At 73.5% G+C, this 14,252-nt stretch carries 4 protein-coding genes; all 4 read left to right on the forward strand.

Annotated elements, in window-relative coordinates:
* The coding region (locus tag GCN81_RS27280) for a non-ribosomal peptide synthetase (protein ID WP_197287801.1) at positions 1-10,914 on the forward strand (10,914 nt) is incomplete at its 5' end.
* Between the two features lie 50 nt (positions 10,915-10,964).
* Complete coding sequence (locus tag GCN81_RS27285) at positions 10,965-12,170, forward strand: cytochrome P450 family protein (protein WP_231627006.1); 1,206 nt, start codon at positions 10,965-10,967, stop codon at positions 12,168-12,170.
* A gap of 110 nt (positions 12,171-12,280) precedes the next feature.
* On the forward strand, positions 12,281-12,838 hold the full coding sequence (locus GCN81_RS27290; RefSeq protein ID WP_156727244.1) for a hypothetical protein: 558 nt from the start codon (positions 12,281-12,283) through the stop codon (positions 12,836-12,838).
* Positions 12,839-12,975: 137 nt separating this feature from the next.
* Positions 12,976-14,223 (forward strand): serine hydrolase domain-containing protein, encoded by a 1,248-nt coding sequence (locus GCN81_RS27295; RefSeq protein WP_197287802.1) that lies wholly within the window; start codon positions 12,976-12,978, stop codon positions 14,221-14,223.
* The last annotated feature ends 29 nt before the right edge of the window (positions 14,224-14,252 follow it).

Here is a 14,252-nt window from a genome sequence, read left to right on the forward strand (position 1 = left end):
GACCACCTCGTCGGCTTCTTCATCAACACCCTCGTCCTGCGCACCGACACCAGCGGCAACCCCACCTTCCGCGAACTCCTGAACCGCACCCGCACCACCAACCTCACCGCCTACGCACACCAAGACCTCCCCTTCGAACGCCTCGTAGAAGCCCTCAACCCCGAGCGCTCCCTCACCCGCCACCCCCTCGTCCAAACCATGCTGTCCCTGCAGAACACCCCGGGCGCCGAGCTGCGGCTGCCGGGGCTGCGGGCCGAGTCCGTGGCGGTGCCCACGGGCGCCAGCAGGTTCGACCTGTCGTTCGGCTTCGCGGAGCAGTTCGCGGCGGACGGCGCGGCACAGGGCGTGCGCGGCACCGTCGAGTACCGCACCGACCTGTTCGACCGGGCGACCGCCGAGGCGATGGGAAGGCGCCTGGTGCGGCTGCTGGAGGTCCTGGTCGCCGACCCCGACCAGCGGCTCACGGACGCCGACGTCCTGACCGCCGACGAGCGGCACCGGCTGCTGGAGGAGTGGAACGCCACGGCACGGGCGGTCCCCGCGGAGGGTCTGCTCCGGCTGTTCGAAGCCCAGGCGGCCCGTACGCCCGACGCCCCTGCCGTGCTCTTCGGTGACCTGGCCCTCACGTACGCACAGGCCAACGCCCAGGCGAACCGGCTCGCCCGGAGCCTGCTGCGCCGGGGCGTGGGCCTGGACGACCGGGTGGCGGTGGCCCTGCCCCGCTCCGCCGACCTGCTGGTGGCGCACCTGGCCGTGCTCAAGAGCGGCGCGGCGTACGTGCCGATCGACCCGCACCACCCGGCGGACCGGATCGGCTACGTGCTGGAGGACTCGGGACCGGTGCTGGTGGTGACCGGCTACGGTGTCGAACTCCCGCCGGTCTCCGCCCCCTCGCTGCTCCTGGACGCGCCCGGGACCCGTGACGAGCTGGCGGCGTACGCGGACACCGACCTGTCCGACTCCGACCGGGGCGCGGCCGCGCACCCGTCGGCCGCGGCGTACGTCCTCTACACCTCGGGGTCCACCGGCCGCCCCAAGGGCGTCGTGGTGCCCGTGTCGGCCCTCGACAACTTCCTGATGTCCATGGCCGACCGCTTCCCGATGGCGGCGGACGACCGGCTGGTTTCGGTGACCACCAGCGCCTTCGACATCTTCGCGCTGGAGGCGTACCTGCCGCTGCTCGCGGGCGCCGCGGTCGTCGTCGCCGACGAGGCGACGGTGCTCGACCCGGCGGCGCTGGCGGCTCTGCTCGCCCGGCACGGCGGCACGGTGATGCAGGCCACCCCGTCGCTGTGGCAGGCGCTGGTCGCCGAGTTCCCCGACGCGGTCCGCGGTACGAGGGCGCTGGTGGGCGGCGAGGCGCTGCCCGGCGGGCTGGCCGCGGCCCTGGACACCGCGGGCGCGCGGGTGACCAACCTGTACGGGCCGACCGAGACCACCGTCTGGTCGACCGCCGCGGAACTCACGGACCGCCCCGGGGCCCCGGTCATCGGCCGCCCCGTCCACAACACACGGGTGTACGTGCTCGACGAGGCGCTGCGCCCGGTCGCGCCCGGTGTCGCGGGCGAGCTGTACATCGCGGGCGCGGGGCTGGCCCGCGGCTATCTGCGGCGGCCTGACCTGACGTCCGAACGGTTCGTCGCCGACCCGTACGGCCGGACGGGCAGCCGGATGTACCGGACGGGCGACCTGGTGCGCTGGGCCGCCGACCAGCAGCTGGAGTTCATCGGGCGCGTCGACCACCAGGTCAAGGTCCGCGGCTACCGCATCGAACTCGGCGAGATCGAGACCGCGCTGGCCGCGCACCCCGACGTAGCCAGGTCCGTCGCGCTGGTCCGCGAGGACAGGCCCGGCGACAAGCGCCTGGTCGGCTACGTCGTACCGGTGGCCGGGCAGCGGCCGGAACCGGCGGAGCTGCGACGGCACGTCGGGGCCGTGCTGCCCGAGTACATGGTCCCGGCGGCTGTCGTCGTCCTGGACGCGCTGCCGCTGACCCCCAACGGCAAGCTGGACCGCAAGGCCCTGCCCGCCCCGGAGTTCCACTCGGACGGCGTGCTGCGCGGCCCGGAGAACCCCCGGCAGGAACTGCTGTGCCGGCTGTTCGCCGAACTGCTCGGCGTGCCCGCGGTCGGGATCGACGACAGCTTCTTCGCCCTGGGCGGACACTCCCTGCTGGCCACCCGACTGGTCAGCCGCGTCCGCACCGAACTGGGCGCGGAACTCCCGATCCGGGCACTGTTCGAAGCGCCCACCGTGGCCGCTCTCGCCGACCGGCTGTCCGGGGCGCAGCGGGCGCGCACAGCGCTGACCCGCGTCGAACGGCCCGACGCCGTGCCGCTCTCCTTCGCGCAGCGCCGCCTGTGGTTCACCCACCGCTTCGACGGGCCGAGCGCGGCGTACACCATCCCGCTGGCCTTCCGGCTGGCCGGCGAACTGGACCGCGACGCGCTGCGCGCCGCCCTGGCGGACGTCGTGGCCCGGCACGAGAGCCTGCGGACGGTCTTCCCCGACACCGACGGCGTGCCGCGGCAGCAGGTGCTGGACGCGGCGGTGGCCGCGCCCGCGCTGCCGGTGGTGAAGACCGGTGCGGACGGGCTGCGCCGGGCGCTGGACGAGGCCGTGCGGGAGGGCTTCGACATCACCGCGCAGGCGCCGCTGCGGGCCCGGCTGTTCTCGGTGGCCGACGACGACCACGTACTGCTGCTGGCGCTGCACCACATCGCGGCGGACGGCTGGTCGTCGGGACCGCTGGCCCGCGACCTGGCGACGGCGTACGAGGCCAGGTCCGCGGGGGCGGAGCCCGCGTGGGCGCCGCTTCCTGTGCAGTACGCGGACTACACGCTGTGGCAGCGCGACGTGCTGGGCAGCGAGGACGATCCGGACAGCGCCGTTTCCCGGCAGTTGGCCTTCTGGCGGGAGACGCTGGCGGGGCTGCCGCAGCGCCTGGAGCTGCCCGCCGACCGGCCGCTGCCCGCGGTGGCGGGCCGACAGGGCGACACCCTGGAGTTCGCGCTCCCGCCCGAGCTGCACCAGCGACTGCTGGCGGTGGCCGATGGAGGGCGGGCCACGCTCTTCATGGTGCTCCAGGCGGGACTCGCCGCACTGCTGACCCGGCTCGGCGCCGGAACCGACATCGCGATCGGCACTCCGGTGGCGGGGCGCACCGACGAGGCCCTGGAGGACCTGGTCGGCCTGTTCCTCAACAACCTGGTGCTGCGCACGGACACCTCGGGCGACCCGAGCTTCACCGAGCTGGTCGACCGGGCCAGGACGACGGCGCTGGCCGCCTACGCCCACCAGGACGTGCCGTTCGAGCAGCTGGTCGAGGCACTGAACCCGGAGCGGACCCTGGCCCACCACCCGCTGTACCAGGTGATGCTGACGCTCCAGAACCAGCGTGAGGCGACCCTCGACCTGCCGGGCCTGCGGGTGGGCATGGAGCCGGTGGACACCGGCACGGCCAAGCTGGACCTGGGGCTGACGCTGGCCGAGCGCAGGGCGGCGGACGGCTCCCCTGACGGAATCCACGGCGTCGTCGAGTACAACGTGGAACTGTTCGACCGGGAGACGGTGCGGGCCCTGGTGGACCGGCTGGAGCGGCTGCTGGATGCCGCCGCGGCCGAACCGGGCCTGGCGATCGGCGCCCTGGAGGTGCTGTCGGCCACCGAGCGCGACCGTGTGCTCCACGAGTGGAACGACACCGCCCACGAGGTGGCGGCGGCGCCGCTGCCGGAGCTGTTCGAAGCGCAGGCGGCCCGTACGCCTGAGGCGACCGCGGTCACCTTCGAGGGGACGGCGCTCAGTTACGGCGAGCTCAACGAGCGGGCCAACCGGCTCGCGCACCGGCTGATCGCCGAAGGTGTCGGCCCGGAGGACTTCGTGGCGCTGGCGCTGCCGCGTTCGCCCGAGCTGGTGACCGCGGTGCTCGCGGTGGCCAAGGCCGGTGCGGCGTTCCTGCCCGTGGACCCGGGCTATCCGGCCGACCGGATCGCGTACATGCTGGGCGACGCCCGGCCCGCCGTGGTGATCACCACCAGTGCGGTGCGGCCCGAAGGGGCCGCGGAGGCCGCCCGTACCTGGCTGCTGGACGACCCGCGGGTGCGGGAGGCCGTGGACGCGGAGCCGGCCCGCAACCCCACCGACGCGCACCGCGTCCATCCGCTCACCCTCGCCCACGCGGCGTACGCCATCTACACGTCGGGCTCGACCGGCCGCCCTAAGGGCGTCGTGGTCAGTCACCGGGGTGTCGCCACGATGGCGGCGTCGCACATCGAGAACCTGGCCATCGACGGCACCAGCCGGGTGCTGCAGGTGGTGTCGCCGAACTTCGACGTGTCCGTCGCGGATCTGGTGATGGCGCTGGCCTCCGGCGCGACCCTGGTGCTGCCCGGCCCGGACAGCGAACTGGTCGGTGAGGGACTGGCCGCGCTGATCGACGCGGAGCGTGCCACGCATCTGATGATGCCGGCGCCGATGGTCGCCTCCCTCCCGGACGTGCCGCTTCCGTCGCTGCGGGCGCTGGTCACCGGCGGTGAGGCGTGCTCCGGGGCGCTGGTGGAGCGGTGGTCGGCGGACCGTCGGATGATCAACGCGTACGGCCCCACCGAGATGACCGTGTGCGCCACGATGAGCGACCCGCTCAGCGGGGACCAGGCGCCGCCGATCGGGCGTCCGGTGTGGAACACCCGCGCCTACGTCCTCGACCAGCACCTCAGGCCCGTCGCACCCGGTGCACCGGGTGAGCTGTACCTGGCGGGCCTGGGGCAGGCGCGCGGCTACCTGCGCCGCCCGGCCCTGACGGCGGAACGGTTCGTCGCCGACCCGTTCGGCCCGGCGGGCGGACGCCTGTACCGCACCGGTGACCTGGCCCGCTGGACCGTCGACGGCCAGCTGGAGTTCATCGGCCGCGCCGACAACCAGGTCAAGGTCCGCGGCTTCCGCATCGAACTCGGCGAGATCGAGGCCGCGCTAGCCGCACAGCCCGGTGTCGCGCAGAGCGCGGTGGTGGTCCGCGAGGACCAGCCGGGAGCGCGGCGCCTGGTGGCCTACGCGGTGCTGGACGCCGACGGAGGCGCGCCCGCCGCGGACGCGCTGCGCGAGCCGCTGGCGGCCGTCCTGCCGGACTACATGGTGCCGTCCGCGTTCGTGGTGCTGGACGCACTGCCGCTGACCCCCAACGGCAAGCTGGACCGCGCGGCGCTGCCCCTGCCGGACGTGGCGGCGGGCAGCGGCGGGCGGGCGCCGCGCACGGCCCGCGAAGAAGTACTGAGCGCTCTCTTCGCCGAGCTGCTGGGGCTCGACTCCGTCAGCGTGGACGCGAGCTTCTTCGAGCTCGGCGGGGACAGCATCCTCTCCATCCAGCTGGTCAGCCGGGCCCGCAGGGCGGGCCTGGTGATCTCACCACGGGAGGTGTTCCAGCACCGGACGGTCGAAGCCCTGGCCGCCGCGGCCGGAACGCTCACCGAGTCGGTGCGGGAAGCCCCGGACGCCGGGATCGGCACACTGCCGCCCACACCGATCGTGCACTGGCTGCGCGAACGCGGCGGATCGCCCGACGGCTTCCACCAGTCGACGCTGGTGCAGGTCCCGGCCGCACTCGGCGCAGCCCATCTGACCGCCGCGCTCCAGGCCGTACTGGACCGTCACGACGCCCTGCGGCTGCGGCTGACGTCCGCTCCGGACGAGGAAGGCGGGACCGGCCGGTGGGAGCTGGAGACCGCTCCGGTGGGCGCGGTCACCGCCGCGGACTGCCTGCTGCGGGTGGACGCGTCCGGGCTGGACGAGGACGGGCTGCGGGCCCTGGTCGCCGAGCAGTACACGGCCGCGGTCGGCCGCCTCTCCCCGTCTGCCGGGGCGATGGTGCGCGTGGTGTGGTTCGACGCGGGCGACCGGGCACCGGGACGGCTGCTGCTGGTGCTCCACCACCTGGTCGTGGACGGCGTGTCCTGGCGGATCGTGCTGCCGGACCTGGCCGCTGCCTGGCAGTCGGCCGCCGAGGGCGAGCCCATCGCCCTGGAACCGGTCGGCACGTCCTTCCGCCGGTGGGCCGAGCTGCTCCAAGCGGCGGCCCAGGACCCGGCACGCACCGGTGAACTCACGTTGTGGACCGACGCGTTGGCAGAGCCCGACGCACCGCTGAGCACGGTCCCCCTCGACCCGGAGCGGGACCTGGACGACACGGCCGCTGCCGTGACGCTGACCCTGCCGGGCGCGACCACGGCGGAGCTGCTCACCAGCGTGCCTGCCGCGTTCCACGCCGGTGTCGATGACGTCCTGCTGGCCGCGTTCGCCCTGGCCGTCGCCGACTGGCGGCGGCAGCGGACACACGAAGGCGACGGGGCGCTGCTGGTCGACCTGGAGCGGCACGGCCGCGAGGAACTGGTCAGGGACCTCGATCTGTCCCGTACGGTCGGCTGGTTCACCAGCATGTACCCGGTACGGCTGGACCCGGGCCAGGTCGACTGGCCGGAGCTGCTGGCCGGCGGCCCGGCACTGGGCCGCACGGTCAAGCACCTCAAGGAGCAGCTGCGGAGCATCCCGGACAACGGTCTGGGCTACGGCCTGCTGCGCTATCTGAACCCGGAGACGCGGGAGCGGCTCGAGGGTCTTGCGAAGCCGCAGATCGGCTTCAACTACCTGGGCCGGTTCGCGTCCACCGCCGGAGGCGACGGCGCGGGCTGGGGTCCGGCGGCCGAGGCCGACGCCGCTGCCGCAGGCGGCAGCGGGCTGCCGTTCGCCCACGCCCTGGAGGTCAACGCGGTCACGCAGGACCACGCGGACGGTCCGCTGCTGGCCGCCACCTGGACCTGGCCGCGGGCGCTGTTCGGCGAAGAGGAGATACGGGACCTGGCACAGCGCTGGTTCCGGATGCTGGAACTGCTGGCGGAGCACACGCGGCGGCCGGAGTCCGGCGGGCGCACCCCGTCGGACCTGCCCCTGGTGTCCGTGACGCAGGAGCAACTGGAGCGGCTGGAGGCCGCCCGGCCGCGCCTGGAGGATGTGTGGCCGCTGACGCCGTTGCAGCAGGGCATGCTCTTCCACGCGCTGTACGACCAGGACGCGCGGGACGTGTACACCACCCAGCTGGAGTTCGACCTGGACGGTGCGCTGGACGCGGCGGCCCTGCGCGCGGCGGCGGCCGGACTGCTGCGTCGCCACGCCAACCTGCGGGCCTGCTTCGCCCACGACGGACTGGACCAGCCGGTGCAGCTCGTGCTCCCCGAGGTGGAACTGCCCTGGACGGACATCGACCTGACGGGCCTCGCGGACCACGAGCGCGGCACGGAGCTGGCGCGGATCGTGGCCGATGACCGGGCGCGCCGCTTCGACGTGACGGCGCCGCCGCTGCTGCGGTTCACCCTGATCAGGACCGGCACCGACCGCCACCACTTCCTGTTCACCAGCCACCACACGCTGCTGGACGGCTGGTCGACGCCCGTGCTCATGGGCGAACTGGTGGCCTTGTACGAAGGGGCGGACGCCGAGCGGACCCTGCCGCGGGTGGCGCCGTACCGCGACTACCTCCAGTGGCTGACCGACCAGGACCCCGAGGAGGGGGGCGAGGCGTGGGCCTCGTCGCTGGCGGGCGTCACGGAGCCGACGCTGGTGGCCCCGGCCGATCCGACGCGCGAGCCGATCGCGCCCGAGCAGGTCGTGACGGAGCTGCCGGAGGACGCCACTCGGGCGCTCACCGCCGCCGCGAGGCGGCTTGGTACGACGCTGAGCACCGTCGTACAGGGTGCTTGGGGCGTGCTGCTGGCCCGTCTGACGGGCCGCACCGACGTGGTGTTCGGGGCGACGGTCTCCGGCCGCCCGCCGGAGGTTCCGGGCATCGAGACGATGGTCGGCCTGTTCATCAACACCGTGCCGGTGCGGGTGCACGTGAGCCCCGAGGCGTCGCTGTCCGGGATGCTCGCGGCGCTCCAGGAGCGCCAGTCCGCGCTGCTGGCGTACCAGCACGTCGGGCTGCCGGAGATCCAGCGGAGGCTGGGGCTGCCCGAACTCTTCGACACGCTGACGGTGTTCGAGAACTACCCGGTCGGCCCGGGCGGTGACGCGGGCGAGGAACCTGAGGGTGCCGCGGCGCTCCGCGTGGCCGACATGCGGGGGCACGACGCGACGCACTACCCGCTGGCGCTGGCCACCGTGCCGGGGGAGCGGCTGCGGCTGCGGCTCGACTACCGCCCGGACCTGTTCGCCAGGGAGACGGCGCAGGCGCTGGTGGCCCGGCTGGCGCGGGTGCTCGACGCGGTGCTGACCGACCCCGGGCAGCCCGTCAGCGGCATCGACCTGCTGCCGCCCGCCGAGCGGGACCTGACCCTGGTGGACTGGAACGCCACCGGCCGGCCGGTCACGGGGGCGGTGCTGCCGGAGCTGTTCCAGACGCAGGTGGCCCGGACGCCGCACGCGCCCGCGGTGCTGTTCGAGGACGTCACGCTGGACTTCACCGAACTGAACGCGCGCGCCAACCGCCTGGCCCACCTTCTGCTCTCGCGCGGCATCGGCCCGGGCCGGTTCGTGGCGCTGGCGGTGCCGAGGTCGGTGGAGTGGACGGTCGCCCTGCTGGCCACCGCCAAGGCGGGGGCCGCGTTCTTGCCGGTGGACCCCGCGTATCCGGCCGACCGGATCGCCTACATGCTCGACGACGCACGGCCCGCCCTGGTCATCGGCGTGCGCGAGACGGCGCCCGGCCTGCTGGCGGCGGGCGTGGACGAGGCGGCCCTGCTGGTCCTCGACGCGCCGGAGACCGCCGCCGCGGTCGCGGCCCACGCGGCCGCCGATCCGGTCGACGCCGACCGGGGGGCGCCGCTGGCCGCTACCGCACCGGCGTACGTGATCTACACGTCGGGTTCGACGGGCCGCCCCAAGGGAGTGGTGGTCACGCACGCCGGACTCGGCAACCTGGCCGGTGCGCAGATCGAGCGGTTCGCGGTCGGCGCGGGCAGCCGGGTGCTCCAGTTCGCCTCGCCGAGCTTCGACGCCGCGGTGTCGGAGCTGTGCATGGCCTGGCTTTCGGGATCGGCGATCGTCCTGGCCCCGGCCGACCGGCTGGTGCCTGGCGAGCCGTTGACTGAGCTCACCCGCCAGCACGGCATCACGCATGCGACGATCCCGCCCGCCGCCCTCGCGGCGCTGCCGGTGGAAGCGCTGCCCGCCGGGATGACGCTGGTCGTCGCCGGTGAGGCGACCGCGCCCGACGTCGTGGAGCGGTGGTCCGAGGGCCGCCGCATGATCAACGCGTACGGCCCCACCGAACTGACGGTGTGCGCCACGATGAGCGACCCGCTGGCGGGTGCCCAGGTGCCGCCGATCGGACGGCCGATCTGGAACACCCGGGTGTACGTGCTGGACGGGGCGCTGTGCCCGATGCCGCCGGGCGTGCCGGGTGAGATGTACCTGGCCGGCACCGGTCTGGCGCAGGGCTACCTGCACCGGCCCGGACTGACCGCCGAGAGGTTCGTGGCGGACCCGTTCGGGGCACCAGGGGAGCGGATGTACCGCTCCGGTGACCTGGGCCGCTGGCGGGCGGACGGCACGCTGGAGTTCCTGGGGCGCGCCGATGACCAGGTCAAGGTCCGCGGCTTCCGGATCGAGCTGGGTGAAGTGGAGGCGGCGCTGGCCGCGCACCCGGACGTCGCGCAGGCCGCGGCGCTGGTCCGCGAGGACCGCCCGGACGAGCGGCGCCTGGTGGGGTACGTGACCGGGGCCGCCGACGACGGTGCGGCACAGCTGGACGGCGCCGTGCTGCGGGCCCACGTGGCGGCCCTGCTGCCGGACTACATGGTGCCCGGTGCCGTCGTGGTGCTGGACGCCCTGCCGCTGACCCCCAACGGCAAGGTGGACCGGGCCGCGCTGCCCGCCCCCGAGACCGCGGCGGGCACCGGGCGCGGTCCGCGCACACCGCGCGAGGAAGTGATGTGCGCCCTGTTCGCCGAGGTGCTCGGCGTATCCCGGGTCGGCATCGACGACAACTTCTTCGACCTGGGCGGCGACAGCATCGTCTCCATCCGGCTGGCCGCCCGGATCCGGGCCGTCCTGGGCGTCGAACTGTCCATCAGGCACCTGTTCGCGGCGCCGACGGTGGCCGCACTGGTGGACCGGTTCGGCGCTGACGACGACGGCGACCCCTTCGAGGTGCTGCTGCCGCTGCGCACCGGCGGCGACCGGCCGCCGCTGTTCTGCCTGCATCCGGCCGCGGGCATCGGCTGGGTGTACTCCGGGCTGATCCGCCACCTCGACCCGCAGGTGCCGGTGTACGCGTTGCAGGCGCGCGGCATGGGCGGTCCCGAGCCGCTGCCGCGGAGCGTGGCGGAGATGGCGGACGACTACCTGCGACAGATCCGCTCGGTCCAGCCCACCGGGCCGTACCAGTTGCTGGGCTGGTCGCTCGGCGGTTTCGTCGCGCACGAGATGGCCGCGCGGCTTCAGGAGGCGGGCGAGGACGTGACGCTGCTGGGCGTCATGGACGCGTACGTCACCGAACCCGCCGCCGACGACGGGCCCGAGGCCTTCGGGGAGCAGGACGTGCTGGCCGGACTGCTGCACTTCGTGGGCATCGACCCGGCGGAGCTGGGTGACGAACCGCTGGAGCACGCCCGCGTCATGGAGCTGGTCCGCACCACCGACAGCGCCCTGGCGAGCTTCGAGGAGCACCACATCACCGCGCTGGGCCGGGTCTCGGCCAACAGCGTCTCGCTGATGCGCCGGTTCACCCCCGGGAAGGTGGCGGGCGACCTGGTGTTCTTCGCCGCGACCGGCGACAAGTCCGCCGACGATCCGACCGCGGAGAGCTGGCGGGAGCACGTGGGGGGCCGCATCCACGTCCACCCGATCGACTGCCACCACAACGAGCTGACCCATCCGGAGCCGCTCGCGCGGATCGCCCGCGTGCTGGGCGACCGGCTGCGCAAGTGATCCACCACCACCGACCCGTGCCCGCGGGGCACTCGAGAAAAGGACACAGCGTGACCCAGGAAATCCCAGCCATGCCGGACCAGTTCTTCGACATGGCGTTCTTCCAGAACCCCCACGAGCCGTTCGCGAAGGTCCGGCAGGACACGCCGGTGTACGAGACCGTGCTGCCCGAGGGGCTGAAGGTGTGGCTGGTCACCCGGTACGAGGACGTGCGCGCGCTGCACGCCGACCCCCGGCTCGGCAAGGACCTGCGGCCCTTCTTCGCCAAGCTGGGGATGCCGCCCGAGGTCGGCCCGCTGGGCATGCAGGTGGCCATCAGCGACCCGCCGGACCACACCCGGCTGCGCAAGCTGGCGAACAAGGCCTTCACGCCGCGCCAGTTCGCCAACCTGCGTCCCAAGACGGAGCTGATCACGGACCGGCTGCTGGACGCCATCGCCGACCGCCCCGAGGTGGACCTCGTCGACGCGCTCGCCTGGCCCCTCCCGCTGGCGGTCGTCTGCGAGATGCTCGGTGTTCCGGAGGCCGAGCGCGGGGACTTCGCCGCGTGGGCGGAGGTCGTCCGCGGGCTGCGGAGCCCGGCGGAGTTCCCGGTGGTCGCCCAGGCCATGGCGGACACCATGGGCCGGGTCCTCGCGGCCAAGCGCGCCGAACCCGCCGACGACCTCATGACCGCCATGATCGAGGCGCGCGTCGGCGAGGACCGGTTCGACGAGGCCGAGCAGGTCAGCATGGCCCTGCAAATGGTGGTGGCCGGCGTCGAGACCGTGGCGCACCTGATCACTTCCGGGATCTACGCCCTGCTGACCCACCCCGGCCAGCTGGCGGCGCTCCGCGCGGACTGGTCCCTGCTGCCCAACGCGGTCGAGGAGGTGCTGCGTTGGGAGACCCCCGTCAACCTGGGCCAGCCCCGGCTGGTGCTGGAGACCCTCGAAGTGGGCGGAGTGACCATCCCCGAGGGCGAACTGGTCTCCGTCTCGGTGCTCTCCGCCAACCGGGACGCGGACCGCTTCCCCGACCCCGAGCGGCTGGACATCACCCGCCAGACGGCCGGGCAGATGGCCTTCGGCCACGGCATCCACTACTGCCTGGGCGCGCCGCTGGCACGGATGGAGGGCGAGGTGGCCTTCGAGCGGATCCTGCGCCGCTTCCCCGACCTGAGCCTGGCCGTCGACCCGGCCGAGGTCCAGTGGCTGCCCAACCCGGTCACCCGGGGTCTGGCCTCGCTTCCGGTGCGGCCGGGTACCAGCGGCTGACCCGGACGCCGTGTACACGGGCCCCGGAGCGCACGGCCGCTCCGGGCCCCGGTCGCCCCCGGCCGCCGGAGGCGCAGCCCGCCGCCCGCCAGAGCAGAAACGGAACCACGATGCCCACTCAGTCCTCCCCGCGACTCGACCACTACTTCCCGCGCTGGGACCTGCGGGAGTACCACGAACTTGCCGTCGACGGTCCGTCCGACGAGGTCATCCGCGCCGTGGAGACCCTCACCTGGGGCGAGATGCCCATCTTCCGCGTCCTGATCAAGGTGGTGTCCCTCGGCAAGGCCAGCACACCGCGGGACGGGATCTTCTTCGGGAAAGCGGTCGACGCCGGGCAGCGGCTGGAACGCACCGACAACGAAGTCGTCTTCGCCTGGATCGCGCGCCCCGGAGCCACCCAGGAGAACCGGCCGCCCTCCGCCGAACCGGAAACCTTCCCCGGGTTCGACGAGCCGGGCCACGCGAAGATCGGGTTCAACTTCCGGCACGCCGACGGGGTGCTCAGCAGCGAGACGCGGGTCTGGTCGGCCGACGAGAAGACCCGGCGGCTGTTCCGCGTCTACTGGGCCGTGGCCGCACGCCCCTTCGGCGGGCTGTGCCGCCACGAGTGGCTGCACGCCGTACGCCGCCGCATGCGTGAGGCCGAGCGGCGCCACGCGTCCTGAGCGGCATCCGGGAAGGACCCGCCCCACAGTTTTCCCGCAGGACCGGATTCACCTCACCCACCGTGAATCCCGCGCCACCGTACGGGATTCGCCGGAAAGATCCATCCGGCGCGCACCACTCCGAGAAAGGCAGAAGTGTGAAACGTATAGGGAAGGCCAGTGCCCTGTGGCTGGTCAGCGGTTCGGTGCTGCTGGGGCTCGCCGCCCCCGCGGGGGCGGCTCCCGCCCCCCACGGCGCCGGCCGGGGCGACCGTCTGGAGCGCGCCCTGGACGCGGTCCACGAGGCGGGCATGCCGGGCATCTACGCCACGGTCAAGGACGGCACGTCCGTGTGGAACGGCGCGTCCGGTGTGGCCGACACCCGGACGCTGCGCCCCGTACGCCCCGGGTTCAAGCACCGGGTCGGCAGCATCACCACGACGTTCACCGCCGTGGCGGTCCTGCAGGAGGTCTCCCGGGGACGCATCGAGCTGGACGCCCCCATCGGGCGCTACTTGGGCACCCTGGTCCCCGCGGACCTGGGCGAGCAGGTGACGGTGCGGATGCTGCTCAACCACACCAGCGGCCTGGGGGACTACTTCGCCGCGGCGTTCCCGTCCCTCAACCAGGGCTCGCCCAAGGACCTGGACGACAACAGGTACCGCACGTACACGCCCGAGGAACTGCTGCGGCTCGGCCTGGCGCAGCCCCGGGTCGCCAAGCCCGGCGAGCGCTGGGCCTACGCCAGCACCAACTACGTGCTGGCCGGCCTGGTCCTGGAGAAGGCCACCGGCCAGTCGGCGGCGTCGCACATCACCCGGAACGTCATCCGGCCCGCCGGCCTGTGGCGCACCTACTTCCCGGGGAGCAGCCCGAGGATTCGGGGCCCGCACTCCAAGGCGTACGAGTCGTTCTTCGGCATGATCGACCCGGCCAAGGACTACAGCACCTACAACATGTCGGTGGCCTGGACGTCGGGAGAGCTCATCTCGACCACCGGGGACGTGGCGCGCTTCTTCCGGAAGCTGTTCGCCGGCCGGTTGATCCCGGCGGCCCAACTTGCCGAGATGAAGCGCACCGTGCCGGTGCTCGACCCGCAGGGCAACCAGGTGGGCGAGTACGGGCTGGGCATCACGGTCACCGACCTGGGGCGGTGCGGCCGGTTCTGGGGCCACGGGGGCACTGCCTTCGGCATGGCGACGGAGTCCCTGATCAGCGAGGACAGCCGACGGCAGCTGGTCTACGGGGTCAACGCCACGAACTACCAGCGCTTCGACGAGAACGGCGGGCTCAAGCCGCACCCGATCGACAAGGCGCGGGCGCAGCTGGTCCAGGACAGCCTGTGCCAGAACTCCACCGCCTCCTCGACGCGTTACCGCGTAAACCTCCAGGGGCTGGTCCCCTGACGGTGCCGGGGATCCCGGGGGGAGTGCGG

Origin of the sequence: Streptomyces apocyni, from assembly GCF_009739465.1 — a bacterium.
Classification (GTDB): domain Bacteria; phylum Actinomycetota; class Actinomycetes; order Streptomycetales; family Streptomycetaceae; genus Streptomyces; species Streptomyces apocyni.

Coding starts and splice junctions, on each gene's coding strand:
- GCN81_RS27290 (WP_156727244.1), top strand. CDS start 12,281: ATGCCCACTCAGTCCTCCCCGCGACTCGACCACTACTTCCCGCGCTGG.